Origin of the sequence: Gluconobacter sphaericus NBRC 12467 (genome assembly GCF_006539125.1) — a bacterium.
Classification (GTDB): domain Bacteria; phylum Pseudomonadota; class Alphaproteobacteria; order Acetobacterales; family Acetobacteraceae; genus Gluconobacter; species Gluconobacter sphaericus.
In genome coordinates this window covers 1-16,255 of the sequence record NZ_BJMK01000023.1, presented here as the reverse complement: position 1 = coordinate 16,255, position 16,255 = coordinate 1, and the positions used below count along the sequence as shown (strand labels likewise).

The 16,255-nt window shown below is 59.0% G+C and carries 15 protein-coding genes and 1 pseudogene; 9 read left to right on the top strand and 7 right to left on the bottom strand.

The window, feature by feature from the left end; translation table 11 throughout:
* Positions 1-74 precede the first annotated feature (74 nt).
* Complete coding sequence (locus GSP01_RS11310; RefSeq protein WP_141353638.1) at positions 75-1,334, bottom strand: cation:proton antiporter; 1,260 nt, start codon at positions 1,332-1,334, stop codon at positions 75-77.
* A 463-nt stretch (positions 1,335-1,797) separates the two neighbouring features.
* Between GSP01_RS11310 and GSP01_RS11305 the strand changes: the two genes are divergently transcribed.
* Positions 1,798-2,010 carry a hypothetical protein gene (locus GSP01_RS11305; RefSeq protein WP_141353636.1) on the top strand — a complete coding sequence of 71 codons (213 nt, stop codon included), beginning with the start codon at positions 1,798-1,800 and terminating at the stop codon, positions 2,008-2,010.
* 3 nt (positions 2,011-2,013) lie between these two features.
* On the opposite strand, the gene GSP01_RS11300 is transcribed toward GSP01_RS11305, so the two are convergent.
* Genes GSP01_RS11300 through GSP01_RS11280 form a run of 5 tightly spaced genes read right to left on the bottom strand, consistent with a single transcriptional unit; the run spans position 2,014 to position 6,355 of the window.
* Positions 2,014-2,661 carry a glutathione S-transferase family protein gene (locus tag GSP01_RS11300; RefSeq protein WP_141353633.1) on the bottom strand — a complete coding sequence of 216 codons (648 nt, stop codon included), beginning with the start codon at positions 2,659-2,661 and terminating at the stop codon, positions 2,014-2,016.
* Positions 2,661-3,746, bottom strand: coding sequence for a tRNA 2-thiouridine(34) synthase MnmA (mnmA, locus tag GSP01_RS11295; RefSeq protein WP_141353631.1), 1,086 nt, complete (start codon positions 3,744-3,746; stop codon positions 2,661-2,663). Before mnmA ends, GSP01_RS11300 begins: the two co-directional genes overlap by 1 nt.
* A gap of 5 nt (positions 3,747-3,751) precedes the next feature.
* Positions 3,752-4,066 (bottom strand): ferredoxin family 2Fe-2S iron-sulfur cluster binding protein, encoded by a 315-nt coding sequence (locus GSP01_RS11290; RefSeq protein WP_141353629.1) that lies wholly within the window; start codon positions 4,064-4,066, stop codon positions 3,752-3,754.
* Positions 4,067-4,097: 31 nt separating this feature from the next.
* Positions 4,098-5,231, bottom strand: a complete 1,134-nt coding sequence (locus GSP01_RS11285; protein ID WP_141353627.1) for a cysteine desulfurase family protein — start codon at positions 5,229-5,231, stop codon at positions 4,098-4,100.
* 23 nt (positions 5,232-5,254) lie between these two features.
* A complete protein-coding gene (locus GSP01_RS11280; protein ID WP_228123952.1) occupies positions 5,255-6,355 on the bottom strand; it encodes a cysteine desulfurase family protein in 1,101 nt (366 codons plus the stop codon).
* A 136-nt stretch (positions 6,356-6,491) separates the two neighbouring features.
* On the opposite strand from GSP01_RS11280, the gene GSP01_RS11275 reads away from it, so the two are divergent.
* The 8 genes and pseudogenes from GSP01_RS11275 to GSP01_RS11240 all read left to right on the top strand — a co-directional run.
* Positions 6,492-7,157 carry an alpha/beta hydrolase gene (locus GSP01_RS11275; RefSeq protein ID WP_141353660.1) on the top strand — a complete coding sequence of 222 codons (666 nt, stop codon included), beginning with the start codon at positions 6,492-6,494 and terminating at the stop codon, positions 7,155-7,157.
* A gap of 118 nt (positions 7,158-7,275) precedes the next feature.
* On the top strand, positions 7,276-8,202 hold the full coding sequence (locus tag GSP01_RS11270) for an ABC transporter ATP-binding protein (RefSeq protein ID WP_141353625.1): 927 nt from the start codon (positions 7,276-7,278) through the stop codon (positions 8,200-8,202).
* Positions 8,199-9,605: an ABC transporter permease gene (locus GSP01_RS11265; RefSeq protein ID WP_141353623.1), complete on the top strand. Its 1,407-nt coding sequence runs from the start codon at positions 8,199-8,201 to the stop codon at positions 9,603-9,605. Before GSP01_RS11270 ends, GSP01_RS11265 begins: the two co-directional genes overlap by 4 nt.
* Positions 9,606-9,706: 101 nt before the next feature.
* Positions 9,707-10,957 (top strand): tyrosine--tRNA ligase, encoded by a 1,251-nt coding sequence (tyrS, locus tag GSP01_RS11260; protein WP_141353622.1) that lies wholly within the window; start codon positions 9,707-9,709, stop codon positions 10,955-10,957.
* A 32-nt stretch (positions 10,958-10,989) separates the two neighbouring features.
* Entirely contained in the window at positions 10,990-12,114 is a 1,125-nt protein-coding gene (locus GSP01_RS11255; RefSeq protein ID WP_141353620.1) for a sensor histidine kinase, read from the top strand.
* The gene (locus GSP01_RS11250; RefSeq protein ID WP_141353618.1) at positions 12,111-12,716 is read left to right on the top strand and encodes a response regulator transcription factor; all 606 of its coding nucleotides are present in this window, start codon (positions 12,111-12,113) and stop codon (positions 12,714-12,716) included. The genes GSP01_RS11255 and GSP01_RS11250 overlap by 4 nt, the downstream gene beginning before the upstream one ends.
* Positions 12,717-12,811: 95 nt before the next feature.
* A complete protein-coding gene (locus tag GSP01_RS11245; protein WP_141353616.1) occupies positions 12,812-13,234 on the top strand; it encodes a J domain-containing protein in 423 nt (140 codons plus the stop codon).
* Positions 13,235-13,323: 89 nt separating this feature from the next.
* A pseudogene (locus GSP01_RS11240) lies at positions 13,324-13,545 on the top strand (hypothetical protein); the annotation flags it as partial.
* A gap of 173 nt (positions 13,546-13,718) precedes the next feature.
* Here the strand turns inward: GSP01_RS11240 and GSP01_RS11235 are convergent.
* Positions 13,719-15,845 (bottom strand): TonB-dependent receptor, encoded by a 2,127-nt coding sequence (locus GSP01_RS11235; protein ID WP_373862356.1) that lies wholly within the window; start codon positions 15,843-15,845, stop codon positions 13,719-13,721.
* Positions 15,846-16,255 lie beyond the last annotated feature (410 nt).

Here is a 16,255-nt window from a genome sequence, read left to right as displayed (position 1 = left end):
CTATTTCCCAAATCTATCACACCCCCCGGCAGAACCCATACAGTCAACCAAACACCTTTTGCGGAAATGGCGCTTCAGGATGGCGGAGCTGTCTCGGGGTAAAGCCAGCGCACCACCCGCTCCATCGTCAGCCCCTGCACGATAATCGTGAAGACCACGACCCCATAGCAGACCGGGAGCAACGTCTCGCGCAGCTCCCCGGCCGGAAGCCCCAAGGCCAACGCAACGGAAATACCACCCCGCAATCCGCCCCAGGTCAGAACGCCCAGCGCGCGCCCCCGTTCTCCGGGTTGCAGATGAACAGGCATAGTGGACAGAAAAACACTCGCTCCCCGTACCAGAACCGAAAGTGGGATCACCACCAGCATCGTCAGAAGCGGCGCCAGGTGAAGCCGGATTTCCAGAAGCTCGAACCCGATCAGCAGGAACAGCAGCGCGTTCAGGATCTCATCGATCAGATTCCAGAACACCACCATTTCCTCGCGGGATTTCTGCGTAATAGCCCGATGACCTGCTTGGCCCGCAAGACTCATGCCTGCCACCACGACCGCAATTGGCCCCGACATATGCAGCCCATTCGCCAGACTATACGTCCCCGTCGCCAGCGCGAGAGAGCCCAGAAGATCGATCTGCGTGTCCTCCACACCCCGCAGCAACAGCAGGGTTAGCCAACCCATAAAGGCGCCAAACAGACCACCACCCACGGCTTCCACCAAAAACCGCAGCACGAAATCTCCAATCGAAACGGAGCTCGTCTCTCCGGTCGCCAGCCCGATCATGGTCCCGAAAATAACGACGCCCACACCGTCATTGAAGAGACTTTCACCCGCGAATATCGCCTGCAAAGCTGACGGCAGACCCAGTCGCCGCAGCATGCCCACAACTGAAACCGGATCGGTCGGCGCCAGCATCGCCCCGAGCAGCACGCACCAACTGAAGGGGACCGCCAGTCCAAACACGGGAAAGATGAGCCAGACCGGAACCGCCAGCAGCCCCACGGCCAAGGATGTCCCTAGAATAGCCAGCGCCGCAACCGATTTCCCACGCGACAGTAGCTGGCCCAGATCGACCTGCATCGCTCCCGCAAACAGCAGGAAGGACAAAGCCCCATCGAGCAGCGTGCGGGGCAGATTGATCGTTCCCAGCAGGGACTGCGGAACCTGTTGCAGGTCATAGGCCGGAAACAGCGGGTTCAGGATCATGACGACCAGAGAGATAAGCATCGAGATCAGCAGAATCCCGATGGTCAGCGGCAATTTCAGAGTTCGGTAATTGATGATCCCGAGCAGTGTTGCCACAGCCAGCAGCAGAGCAAACAGCCCCAAAGAGTTCATGCCCGCGTTTTCCTCCCCGATCCCCGCTCCGGCAGCGCCTTACAGCGTAAAAAACCGCAGGCGAACAGGTCCAGCATATTTAACTACCAACAGCCCCCGCAGTTTCTTGCGGACACCGCCGCAATCCATTCCCCCACAGAGAAAATTCGACACACGGCCGTTCTGAAGGCACCCATTGAGCAGGTCGAACGCCAGGATTTTTCAGTCTCCACCCGGAGCATCCGAATGGCCTTTCGTCAGACAATCCCCATAGGTCGGATCGATGAACAGCATGCTCCCACCCGCCAGATTGACTAGGTTTTCTTCCGGCAAAAAGGGATACTACGAACTATATCAGACAGGCGCAGGACCCACCCTTCACTAATCCAGACGGCACTATTACGCTTCCTTACGGTTCCTGACATGACAGTCATGAGGACAGGAAGCATTCTTTCCGACAGGGCAACAGGAGGAACCGGTCCCCATGAAAAAAAACTGCGCCGTGGCCGTTTTCATTCTGCTTTCAGCCTGTGCCTCACATTCCTCGCCTGCCGACATGGCAACCAGCGCCAATGACGATGATTCCGGCTACAATGTCCGGGGCCACCAGGGCAGTGGCATGGGCGGTAACGGCAGTATCTGGGGGGAAGTCTTCAGAACCGCCCTCCAGACCGGAATGGGTTTTGTTCACCACTAGGCTTCAGTACGTCAGGCGCCACTCAGCAGGCTCAGCGTTCGCCAGTACATACCATTCCTGCATTAACGGATGATTGAGCATCGTCTGCACCCACGTATTCACGACAGGATCAACATCCAGTTTGAACGTATGGATCCGGATGGCGATCGGCGCATACATGCAGTCCGCCGCCGTCATATGCTCCCCGAACAGAAACTGTGTCGGCTGACCGGAACGCAGAAGCGCGCCCTTGAGCGTACGGCTCAGCAACGCTACGTCGGCAGCCAGCTCCTCGCCGAGTTCCGGCAGGGGCGCCGGCACGCGCTCCACGTCCATGGAACAGTTCTGGCGGATCGGGCGAAAACCGGCATGCATCTGCGCGCTGATGCTGCGGGCATGGGCCCGCACGATCCGATCTTCCGGCCACAGGGACGGCGCGATTTCCGCGCAGTATTCGCAGATCGCCAGACTTTCCCAGACATCCGCACCGTCATGCTGAAGATACGGCACCATCCGGTTCGGCGAACGCGCATGGATCTCAGTCGTCCGGCCACCGCCCTTGAGCGCGATAACCTCTTCCGTCACGTCCAGTCCCGCCAAACGCACCGCCAGCCAACCCCGCAAGGACCAGGACGAATACCGGCGCGATCCCAAAAGCAGCACACCCGCCATCAGACCTCTCCCGCAGTAATGAAGCCACCCCCCAGCACGCGGCTTCCGTCATACAGCACACAGGCCTGACCTGGCGCTGGCATGGCAGCTTCGGTTAGTTCCACCAGTGCGCCACCGTTCTCCAGAGGCTTTACAACAGCCTCACGCAACTTTTCCCGCGCCCGGATCTGCACACCGCAACGCACACCCTCCGCGGGCGCGTCGATCAGCCAGTTCATGTCCCGCAGACGCACGGTCCGACGGCTATCGGCTTCCGAAAGCTGCACGCGCGGCCCGACCACGATACGGCGCTTGGGCACATCAATGCGCGTCACCATCTGGCGCTCGCCGGTTGCGGTATGGATGTCGCCCAGACGCTTGCTCTGCCCGACTGTATAACGCGCAACGCCTTCGTGTCGGCCTAGAACCCTGCCGTCCTCGTCTACGATCTCGCCCTCGCCCCGTACTTCCGGACGCAGCTTCTCGACCAGTTCCGCATAGAAGCCGGTGGGGACGAAACAGATATCCTGACTGTCCGGCTTGGCCGCAATCGACAGCCCCAGCTCTTTGGCCAGCGCACGGACATGCGCCTTGTCCGGCATCTCGCCCAACGGAAAGCGCAGATAATCGAGCTGATCTTTGGTCGTGGCGAACAGAAACCAGGTCTGATCCCGCTCCGCATCGACGGGACGGTGCATTTCCGCCCCATCCGGCCCTTCAACACGGCGGACATAGTGCCCGGTCGCCATGGCCTCGCAGCCCAGATCCCGCGCCATGCCCAAAAGGTCCGTGAACTTCACGCCCTGATTGCAGGCCACGCAGGGAACAGGCGTCTCGCCACGCGCATAGGCGTCCGCAAAGCTCTCGACCACACTGTCACGGAAGCGGCTTTCCGCATCAATGACGTAGTGCGGGAAGCCCAGACGGTCCGCCACGGCGCGCGCATCCATGATATCACGCCCCGCACAGCACGCACCCGGCTTGGCCGCCTGTCCGTGATCGTAGAGCTGGAGGGTCGCGCCAATTACCTCGTGGCCCTGCCGTTTGAGCAGCGCGGCCACTACGGAACTGTCCACGCCTCCCGACATGGCAACGAGGATCCGCATAGTGCTCAGCCCGCCTTCGGAAGGCCGACGGTCAGGCCATCCAGCGCATCCGTCATGACGATCTGGCAGCCCAGACGGGACGTCTTTTCCAGACCGAACGCCAGGTCGAGCATGTCTTCCTCATCATCCGTCGGCGCACTCAGTTTTGCAGCCCATTCAGGATCGACCACTACATGGCAAGTCGCGCAGGCAAGCGAGCCTTCACACGCGCCTTCCAGATCAATGTCATGCTTATGTGCAATTTCCAGCACCGACAGGCCGACGGGCGCGTCCACGTCACGACGGGTTCCATCACGCTCGACAAAGGTCATCTTGGGCATAGTTCGTCCGCTTTTTTCGGTTTCAGTTGTGTTAGCACGCCCGGGCGGCTGCGATCAGAAAAGAGGCCGCACGGTCAATATCGGCCTTGGAGGTAAAGCGTCCGACCGACAGGCGCAAGCACCGGGACGCCTTCTCCGCAGAAAGTCCCATCGCCGTCAAGACATAGGACGGTGCAATCTCGGCTGCGCTACAAGCCGATCCGGTCGAAGCGGCGACATCCGGACAGGCTTCCAGAACATCCAGCGCCCGACATCCTTCCGGCAGACAGACATTCAATGCCCCTGCCAGACGCGGCGCGCCGGCGCCGTTCAGAACGACCCCCGGCAAGCCTTCACGAAGCTGCGCCCACAGATCATCTCGCAGGAACACGTGCCGCGCCGCCTCATCGCCCATGGCCGAAGCCGCCATATCCACAGCCTCCCCAAATCCCACAATCAGAGGCGTCGGCAGCGTCCCAGACCGAAGACCCCGCTCCTGAGCACCTCCAGAAAACAGCGGTTCCAACCGGACACGCGGTTTTCTCCGGACATAGAGCGCGCCGATCCCCTTGGGCCCATACATCTTGTGAGCAGAGACGGACGCCAGATCCACATCCCGCAGCGACACCAGCATCTTCCCCGCCATCTGCGCCAAATCGACATGCATCAGCGCCCCGCGCTCCTTCACGATCGCCGCAAGCTGCGGAATATCCTGCAACACCCCGGTCTCGTTATTCGCCGCCATGATGCTGACCAGAAGCGTTGGCACTTTCAGTGCATCCCGCAGAGCTTCGGAATCAACCCGTCCCTCGCTGTCTACGCCGAGTACGACCGCTTCAAAGCCCTCTTTTTCCAGATCGCGCACCGATTCCAAAACGCATTTATGCTCCGTCACCACCGTGACAATCCGTCTCCGCGGATCGCCCAGCCGCGCCAGATGCCGCACCACCCCCTTGATGGCGAGGTTGTTCGCCTCCGTCGCACCAGAGGTGAAGACAATCTCCCGGGCTTCCACGCCCAGAAGTCTCGCCACGCTCTCCCGCGTCCGCTCCACAACTGCTGCCGCCTTGCGCCCGGGCCCATGCGGACTGTGCGGATTGCCGAAATCCTCCCCAAACCAAGGCAGCATGGCCTTCACGACTGCCGGATCACACGGCGTTGTTGAAAAATAATCGAGATAGATCATGTCTATTGCCTCTATTGCCCGTCTTACTTCTGCAAGCGCCGCGCCATAGCCTCATAGGCCTCGCAGAACACCTCGACCTGGGCTTCCTGCACATTCCAGGGCAGCGACACGCGAATGGCCTGCGACGCGCCGTCCGTCTCCCCCATCGCCCGCAGGACATGCGAGGACGACACTTTTCCTGACGAACAAGCCGAGCCCGCCGAAACGCAGAATCCAGCCAGATCCAGCGCCATAAGCTGGACCTGAGCCGCTACCCCGTCCAGAATCAAACAGCTCGTATTCGGCAACCGCGCCACAGCCTCACCCGCAATCCGCGCGCCAACGCTTTTCGCAGCCGCTTCGACACGCCCCCGAAGACGCTGCACCGGAGCCCAGTCCTGAGCACGGGCGGCATCGAACGCTGCTGCCATTCCCAGAATAGCTGGAAGCGCCTGCGTCCCGCCCCGGCGCCCCCGCTCCTGACCGCCACCAGCCACCAGCGCATCCATGGGCTCATCTTCCGCCAGCATGAGCGCGCCCGCCCCTTTTGGGCCACCCATCTTGTGCCCGGACACCGCAACACTGCACCCGCCCAGCGCAAACGGCACCCGTCCCGCGCTCTGCACGGCATCTACATGCAGATGTGCTCCCGAGTCGCGACAGACCGCCAACACGTCCTCCAGCGGCGAGAGCACCCCCGTTTCGTTATTGGCGGACATCACGCAGACCAGCGCCGGACCGGTGTCCTGCAACCGCGAGCGCAAGTGTTCCACGTCCAGAATTCCGTTCCTGTTCACGGGCAGAATTTCAGCCTCCGGTGCAGCCCTGAGAATGGCATCATGTTCCGTAGACCCAACGAAAATCCGGCGCTCCTGTCCAAACGCATGAACCGCCATCGCATCGGCTTCCGTCGCCCCGGATGTAAACACACAGGTGCCGGAAATCCGCCCGAAACCTGAGGCAACCCGGCTGCGGGCATCCTCCAGAAACCGGCGAGCTTCCCGCCCCTCGGCATGCACCGAAGACGGGTTCCCGGACAGCAGCATCCCCTCCAGCGCCGCCTCCTTCGCGCCGGGACGCAGAGGCTCGGTGGCATTGGCATCCAAATAGGTCGTCCCGGAGACGGTTTTGAGTGCAGTCATCATGTTTTCCAGATTGGACAAACTGGCGGAAATCGCAACGCCATGTCGATTTTGGTGGAAATCAGGTTTTGCGAATCGATATACACAGCACCACCGGACGGCAGAGTTCCAATCCTGCCTGACACAGTGCGAGAGTATTATGCCTGAAGTGATGTTCGCCGGCCCAGACGGCCGGCTTGAGGGTCGTTACCACCACTCCAGCGAACCCAACGCTCCGCTTGCCCTGGTGCTGCATCCACATCCGCTCCACGGCGGCACCATGAATAACCGCATCACCTACACGATGTATCGCAGCTTCGAGAAGATGGGCTTCTCGGTCATGCGCTACAATTCTCGTGGCGTGGGCCGCTCCCAGGGCCGCTATGATGGCGGTATCGGCGAAATTTCCGATGCAGCAGCAGCCCTCGACTGGATGCAGATGGTCAATCCGAACTCCACAGAACTGTGGATCTCGGGCTATTCCTTCGGTGCCTTCGTAGGCATGCAGCTCCTGATGCGCCGCCCCGAGATCAGCGGCTGGATCAGCGTGGCCCCGCCGGCCAACGACTACGACTTCGGCTTTCTGGCCCCCTGTCCTTGCAGCGGCCTGATGATTGCTGGCGGCCGGGACGAAATGGCTCCCGAACCCGGAATCCGCAAGCTGGTGGACAAGCTGAACACCCAGAAGAACGTGGCCGTCGACTATCGCATCTTCGAAGACGCCGACCATATCTTCGCCAAGCAGGCCGACCAGGTTGCCGAAGCTCTCGAAGACCACGTGAACACGATGCGTGGCCGCAAGGCGCTGGCTCTGGCCGCAGACTGATCCGGGGCATCCGTCCCGTCAGATACTTCAAAAATGGCTCTCCATTCCGGAGAGCCATTTTTGCTTCGGGCTGCACGATCCCTGGCTTCGTCCAGACAAATATGTAACCGGATATTTCATGCAAGACCGAAACATTCTGCATCCCGCCGCCGCCTCGTCCTTGCCTGTGGAGGTCTCGCACCTCACCAAAAGCTTCGGGAGCTTCCGGACGCTGGATGACATCTCCTTCTCCATCGCGCAGGGCGAAACCGTAGCCCTTCTGGGACGTAACGGCGCAGGCAAATCCACGCTGATCGGATGCCTCATGGGTTTCCTGCTCGCGGATAGCGGCAACATCGACATTTTCGGTTACAACATCGCGATCCTCCCCCGCGAAATCCGAGCACGGACAGGCTTCGTCCCCCAGACCATGACTGGCTTCGGCAACTTCCGCGTCGCCCAGCTCATGGACTACATCGCCGCGTTCTACGGGGAGCTTTCCCCAATCGATCCGGCCCTAACTGCCTGGGCCGACCTCGACCCGAAAAAGCAGGTGCGCTCCCTGTCAGGCGGCCAGAAACAACGTCTGGCCATCGTTCTGGCCATGCGTCACAGCCCCGAATTCCTGGTTCTGGACGAACCCGTCGCCAGCCTGGATCCCCATGCCCGGCGCGATTTCATAAACCTGCTCGATACCTACACGCAGCGGACCGGCGCCAGCATCCTGATCTCGTCACATATCCTGTCCGATCTCGAACGCCTGTGCTCACGCCTGATTTTCGTCCGGCAGGGAAATGTTGTGCTCGACGTCTCTACCGAGACTTTCCGCGCCACCACGCGCTGGCTCGAACATCCCGCACCCGACCAGCTCCTCGCCGCCCTGCCCGCCGATATTCAGATCCTCGGCCAGCGTCCTGATGCGCTGCTGGTTCATGGCTGGACCGGAAACCTGATCCTTCCCGAAGGCACCCTGACGGTCATCCCGGATTTCGAAGACGCCTTCCTGGAAATCACGACGCCGCGCATTTCTCCTGCTGAAACCAACACCCCGGACTCCGCGACATGAGAAGCTTCCTGCCCTCGGGCGCCCTGGAACGCAGCGACATGATCCGTGCCCTACGGCTGTATGGAACGCGCATTTTCCTCGTCGGCAACCCGATGATCTTCACGGCAGTAATCTTCATCCTGCTGGCGGGTCTGACGGCCCATGAACTGCACGCTGCCCTCTTGACCCAAAGTCTGGAAAAGGCGCTCAAACACGCCAATGTCTTCAACGCGGCCATCGCCGCGACCTTTGTGCAGAACTGCCTTCAAACCCATTCGGGCAACCAGATCGGTGCATCCCAGGCCCCCGCCATCCCCGGCCTGCTCCAGGCCGAGGCCCGCGCGGCATCCCTGATGTCCATGGGGGCCATCCTCGCCCTTTCCGGCCTGCTCGCCTGGAGTGGCCTCCCCCTACATGACACGCTTTTCTACACGCTTCTCAATACTGTGCCGGCCGTCATCCAGTGGTATGCCCCGCCGCAGCAGACGTCACGCAGGGCCAAGGGCATCACGACAGTCATTGGCGTCGGCCTGCTGCTGGGCCTGATGCTCCTGACCTTTGCCACCGATTTCCCGCTCTGGGCCCTTACACGCCCGGCCCTGCTGACCATCCCGGCCGATCTCATCATGATGGGGCTGCTGACGACCGCCATCATTACACTGCCGAACCGTCTGCATTCTCCGGCCATGATGGCCTCCACGGACGGCTTCACTGCCTCGCCCCCGGATTTTGCACTTCCCGACACGACACCCCGTATCGCCCCACAGGGTCTCAATTTCTACCAGTTGCGACAGATGCTCCTAGCTCCCGCAACTCCGACCAATCTGCGCAGTGATCTCCTGACCAGCCTGTTCATGCCCGCCTGCGCGGTCCTGATCATGGGGAGCCTGCCGCTCGGACATGGCAGTTTCGGCAACCGAATCGCACATCTGACCCCCGGCATGACCATCCTGATAGCCCTGCAGGACGCCTGGATCAGCAACCGTAAACACTGGCCGCTGCTTCTGACAACGGGTCGCTTCGGCAGCCGGCTGAACTTCGTGCGGGCAGTTTTCACCGCCAAAGCCAACAGGGTTTTCTTGACGGCCCCTCTGCGCACGCTGAGCCTCATGCTGCCGGCCACCCTATTCAAGCCGCTCGCACTCTCGCATGCCCTGCTGGACGCCACAGAACTTCTGGTTGCAACCCTCGGCGTGACGTTCTGCTGCCCGCTGCCATTCCTCGTCATGAAGCAGCCTCCGCAAAGTGTCATCATTGCAGCAACCGTCGCGCCCGCCTTCGTACTGCAATTATGCAATCCGTTCATTCTGGGCACCCGCATCTTCGGACCGGTCGCACTGGCCTTTGCCGCCCTGGGGACACTCTGCTTCTTGCTCGTCCCGTCCCGCATGGCCCGCATCGACTGGCCTTACGAAACAGAATAAGCACCTGGCCCGCCATCATGGCCGCTGCCGGAGTTTCCGCTCCGGCTCCGGTCATGCTAGGGTCCGCATCCTTTCCTGTAGCAGCGTAGCAAGACCGACCCATGCCAAAGAGTCCGTTCCTCCTCGAAGCCCAGGCCCGCGGCCTGATCTTCCAGTGCACCGACCTCGACGCCCTCGACGAGGCCATGCTGGCCGGACCGATCACCGCCTATGTGGGTTTCGACCCGACAGCGGACTCCCTGCATGTCGGCAATGCGCTCTCCATCATGGCGCTGCGCCTGCTCCAGAAGCACGGCCATCGCCCGATCGCCCTGATGGGTGGCGGTACGGCCAAGATCGGCGACCCGTCCTTCCGCGACGAGGCCCGCTCCCTCATCACGAACGAGACGATCGCGCACAACATCGCCGGGATCGAAAAATCTCTGCGCCAGTTTATCACCTTCAGCGACGAAGACCCGTCCAGCGGCGCCATCCTCGCGAACAATGCCGACTGGCTGGACAAGCTCTCCTACATCGACCTGCTACAAGATATCGGCGCGCATTTTTCCATCAGCCGCATGCTGTCCTTCGACAGCGTGAAGCAGCGTCTGGAACGGGAACAGGGTCTGACATTTCTGGAGTTCAACTACTCCATTCTACAGTCTTACGATTTCCGCGAACTAAACCGCCGCCACGGCGCCATCCTACAGATGGGCGGATCGGACCAGTGGGGCAACATCGTCTCCGGCATCGATCTGACCCGCCGTACCGACGGCAAGCAGATTTTCGGCCTGACCACCCCGCTCGTCACCACATCGTCGGGCGCCAAGATGGGCAAGTCTGCCAAAGGCGCGACCTGGGTCCGTCCAGAAAAACTGGCAGCCTTCGAATACTGGCAATTCTGGCGTAACACCGAGGACGCAGATGTCGGCCGCTTCCTCAAATTCTTCACGGATATTCCCGTTGAGGAATGCGAGCGTCTAGGTGCGCTCGAAGGCTCGGAAATCAACGAGGCCAAGAAGATCCTCGCGACCGAAGCCACCGCCATCTGCCACGGCCGCGTTGCCGCCGAAGAAGCCGCAGAAACAGCGCGTCGCGTCTTCGAACAGGGCTCCGCTCAGGCCGCGCTGCCGGAAATCAACCTGCCCGCCAACCTGATCGCCGAAGGCCTGCCTGCTTTCCGCGTCTTTCAGGAGGCCGGTATCGCCACCAGTGGTGGTGAAGCACGTCGTCTGATCCGGGGCGGCGGCGGTCGCGTCAATGACGTGGTGGTCTCGGACGAGAACCAGACTTTCACGCTCGACGACCTGCGGGACGGTGTCCTGAAGGTCTCGTCCGGCAAGAAGAAGCATATCCTGCTCCGTCCGGTCTGAACACCCGCCATAGCCGTTACCATCCTCACCAAATGGCCGCAGATTCCCTCTCTCGCCACCTGGCTGACCGTAAGACGCCCTGGCCCCATTTCAACCAGTATCTGGTGGCCTATCTAAGCTATCTGCTGTTCTATCCCGTCCCGTGGCTGCTGGGCCATCACCGCCCCACACTGCCTGGCATCCTGTTCTCCACAGCCGCCATGCTGGTTTTCCTGCTGGTCTATTTCGCCCCCTACCGGAAGGACAGATATTACGGCTACGGCGAGATCATCCTGACCGACCTGATCGGCTATGCCTGCGCCTGGACGCATGGGGACTGGCAAGTCTACTGTATTTTCGCAGCTGGAATGTGTGCCCGGCTACCCGGAAAACGGCAGTCCATCACGATGGTCATCCTGCTACAGGTCGTCTTGATCATTTCCGGGCATTTCCGCCACAAGACCACGCTAGAAGCCATCCCCGGCGCCTTTTTCAGCATCATCACCTATATGGGCACGCTGATGCAGTGGCAGCTCGGCATCCGTAATTTTGAACTACGCGAAGCCCAGAACGAGATCCGCACCCTCGCCACGACCGCCGAGCGCGAACGCATCGCCCGCGACCTGCACGATCTTCTGGGTCATTCCCTGACGGTCATTTCCGTGAAAGCAGAACTGGCCGACCACCTGTTCAAATCCGACGCACCCCGTGCGCAACAGGAAGTAACCGAGATCAGCCAGATCGCCCGCACCTCTTTGCGCGAAGTCCGGGACGCCGTCTCCGGCATGAACGGCGCTTCGCTCCAGCGAGAACTGGGTCGCGCCCGCAAGGCCCTGAACACAGCGGGGATCGCGCTCACCCTGAACGGTCCCAGTCCCTCCGCTGACCAGCCGCAGAACAGCGTGCTTGCCCTGGCCCTGCGCGAAGCCGTCACAAATGTCATCCGCCACTCCGATGCCCGGACCTGCACCCTCACCTTCCAACATAACGCTGATGGGCATATCTACACCTTCACCCTCGAAGACGATGGCCCACTTCAAACCGCGCAATCCGCCCCCAGCCTTATCGAAGGCAACGGCCTACGTGGCATGCGTGCCCGGCTTGCCGCTTCGGGCGGCACGCTCACCGTCTCCCCCCACCCCCAGGGCTTCAAGCTGACTGCAACGATACTACCGTGATCCGCCTCATCCTCGCCGAAGACCAGACCATGCTCCTCGATGCCTTCGAGGCCCTGCTTCAACTCGAAGACGACATCCGGATCGTCGGCCGGGCGACCGACGGGCGCGAGGCGCTCGACCTGATCCGCGAACACCGCCCTGATGTCGTCCTGACCGATATCGAGATGCCCCATGTCACCGGCATCGAGCTTGCGGAAAAGATCCTTCAGGAAGGCCTACCCAGCCGCGTTATGATCGTGACGACTTTCGGCCGCTCCGGCTATCTGCGCCGCGCACTTCAGGCCGGCGTGCGCGGTTATATGCTCAAGGACGCACCCATCACGCAGCTCGCCGCCGCCATCCGCAAGGTCGCGGCAGGCGGCCGGGCCATCGCACCCGACCTGGCCGAAGCCGTCTGGGACGCCCTGCCCGACCCGCTCTCCGAACGCGAACGCGCCATGCTCCGCCTCGCCGAAGCCGGACGCACCAACCGCGAAATCGCGGAGGAATTGTCCCTCTCCTCAGGCACGGTCCGCAACTACTTCTCAGAAATCGTGCAGAAACTCGATGCCCGCAACCGCATTGAAGCCGGGCGGATCGCCCGAGCAAACGGCTGGCTCTAACAGGGGCGGAAAGGACAGTCCGGAAAAAGAAGCCGTTCCCTAAAATCTGCCTGGCCATGGTAGGATAGCTTGCGACTACTGGCGGAAGATTTTTCATGCAGCTTCTCGCGCTCATCGGAGCAGCGTTTCTCGTCTACTGGGTCGTGACCCATCTGGGACTTGTGTTCGGTCTCATCTTTGCTTTCGCGAAATTCATCGTCTTTGCGCTTGGAGCTCTGATCATCCTTGGCATCGTGATGCAGATGATTTCGGGCAAAAAGAATGCTGGAAACACCGATCAGAAAACAGCGAAAGACCCGATCGCTGCGTCCCCTGCGAACCGGAGGTGGTTCGAAGTCCTCGGCGTCAACGAATTTGCATCGCCTGACGAAATCAAGCGCGCCTATCGCGATCTGATCCGGCAGTACCATCCGGACAAGGTCGGCGCGATGGGAGAAAAAATCCGTGAACTGGCGATGCGGGAAACGCAGATCATCAACGCCGCCTTTCAGAAGGCCCGCCTCAACCGCCGCTTTTGAAGCGTGGTTTGTGCGCTCTGATGTCTGGCGGATCTACATTCTTGCTGACATCATCAGGAATACCCCATGAGACGGTCCGTGTCTGAAGAGTGCGGGAACACAATCTGGAAAATGTAGACGCAGATCTCCCGCGTAACCAGCTCATCGTGGTCACAGGTATTTCCAAGTCAGGCAAATCCTCACTGGCCTTCGGGACAATCTATGCCGAGGCGCAAAGACTCTATCTGGATTCCATTTCCCCCTATGCCAGACGTCTGTTCGGCCAAATGCCGGTCCCGGTCGTGACGTCCACCGAAGAACTGCGCGATGCAGACGATTCCCTAATCGTCATCCAGCATAATCCGGACGTGATCCACCGCGCAGAATGACTAGTGGATACCGGTGAACGAGGTGGCAGCAGCCCTCCAAAAAAAACCATCGTGGCTTCGCCACATAGTACCCCATTCATCCACTCCTACATTCAATCTGGAACGGCGCAAAGGGTTCAGAAACTGGCACTGATCGTTCCGTAGAAGGAACGGGGGGCTCCAACCTGTAAACTATTATAATCTCCGGAAAGCGGATTGCCCCCGCTTCCCATATTCGAGACATAACGCTCGTTGGTAATATTGTAGATATTGAAATCGAATTTCAGCGTTTTGGCGATGGAGATATTCCTGAAGCTATAACCCATACCGAAATTCTCTAACCAGTACGCCGGAACACGCGTATCATTCACGTAGCTGAGATATCGCTTGCCCATGAACAGCGTATCAAAATGCAGATTAAAATCTCCGACAGAATAACTGAGCGAATTTTTATACATCAGCTTCGCATAATTAGGTTCCTGCTTCCCCTTGAGCTGATACGTCACGCCGCCAGATGTCAGGTTGTTTTCAAATTTCGAGCTGTTGTAACTGATGCTGTTGTAAATCGAAAAATGCCTAACCGGTACGATCGTAACGCTTCCGTCCACCCCATTCATATCCACATCTCCAACATTCTGGAATAGGGAATGCGCCGTCACGAGCGGACCGACAGAGATCGACTGCTGCCGGTTAGAAAAATCCGTATGATACAGATTGATGAGCCCCTGAACGTATTTCGTCTGAAGACGGTACCCGATTTCATACACCCAGTCCGTCTCGGGACGTAAGTTTTTCTTGAGCGTATTGAAATCAGCCTGGGTCTGGGCTCCCCAAGGGGTTGAGGTATTATAGCCACCTTGCGGATAAGCCTGCATGTTCTTTGAAATATCAAAGTAGAATTCGTTATGTGGAGCGAATTTCCAGTTTCCACTGAACTGAGGAAGCGCCGCCGCCTCAGCTGTCAGAGACCCAGAGGCAATCTGTGTCAACCCGGTATAACGGAAATCATTATTAGTGACGCGATCTGCCGCGTTAACCACCATGGTACGGAAACCGGCATGCAGCGTCAGGCTCGGCAGCACCTTGTAGGTATCCTGCATATGGAAGACATAGGTATTGGTATTGAAGGCCTCACCATAGCCGATCATGAATGGTGTTCCCCGATGTGCAACCTCATCATACGGCGTGCCATCTGGCGAGTCCGGCTCGTTATAATACTGCATCGAGGGGTTGTAGACCGAATTCTCATACCAGAATCCGGCATCGAATGTCTGCTTGCGAAGATGGTAGAGAAGGTCCGTCTGAAAACCCAGGCGTCGTGTGCTCATTGCCTGGTCCTGAGCTGCAAGAGGAGCGCCACTTGGTGAACTGACATAGGGACTGGTCCACCAAGCATCATACCGTTTACCTATGCCATAAAACGTCGTTCTGGACTCCAGATGCTGGGTCAGCTCGCTATCGAGACTCATCCCGCCCACATAGTAAGTGCTCGTCTCGATCCCGCGGTAATAGGCCGCGTTCTTGGGGTCAGATAGGTTTTGATATTTTGTTGGATAAATTCCATTCGCGGCGTTAAGCGCAGCAGCGTAATCAGGATAATAATAATCGGAGTCATATCCGACCGTTTTCAGCATCTGTAGCGAATTATCGAGATAGGAGGCCGCAGCTTCCTGTGACCAATCAAAATAGGTCTTGAATGTCGTATGGTTGCCTATGGGCTGCACCAGTTTGGTATTCACCATTTGCTGGAACTGTGAATCCCCCCCCAGCCACTTGTCTTCAGCTCGCCGGTCATAAGACACGTAGAATTTGGTACCACTCGGATTGAGCTTTCCACTGTCGAAACGCACAAACGTTCTGAAAGCATCATAACTTCCAAAAGTCTGGGAAATTCTGCCCCCCATCTTGTCCAGCGGGTCGTCGCTGTAGAACCGGACCGTACCACCTAAATTGCTGGTCGAAGGCGTATCGAGACTGCCCGCCCCTTGTGAAACATCCGTGCGGATAATGTTTTCATTACTGATCGTCCGGTTGACCGGCACACCATTATAGGATTCATAACCCTGACCACCGAGCGGAATTCCATCAACGGTAAATCCGAGCTGATCGCTGGTAAAACCATGCATGTAAAAGCTCTGGGACCACAGGTCGATCCCGAGTGGATCAGAAGAACTGAACTGCACGCCGGGAAGGTTTCCGACAGCCTTGAGCGGTGTTGTTCCTGGAACAAGATTCTGCATATCACGTCTGGAAACCGACTGCATCTGCCTTGTGGAGCCGGATCCTACAACACTGATCGTCTCTGATGCACTCTTCACGACGGGCGCATGTTTTTGGGCATGCGCTGTCTTCGCGCGGAGACTGGCAGCTTCAGGGCGTCTCATATCTGCTGCCCAGACTGAATTTTGGCCATACAACGCCAAAAACACCATCTGAGAAATTCCGATATATTTCCAGGATCTCGCTGACATGTGTCACACCCTCATTACAGCATCGTTCGAATCGTAGTTCATAACGTTCTGAATACGGAATATAGTGTGCACAACAGATCGGGTTTGAAAACAAAAAAATCACTGTATTGTTGTCAGCAGGAAACTCTTCCCACACTCATTTCTGAAAAAAGAAAGTTCCGCTTCCCCCTAGGTAAAAGAAAGCAGAACATTTGAGGGCCTCT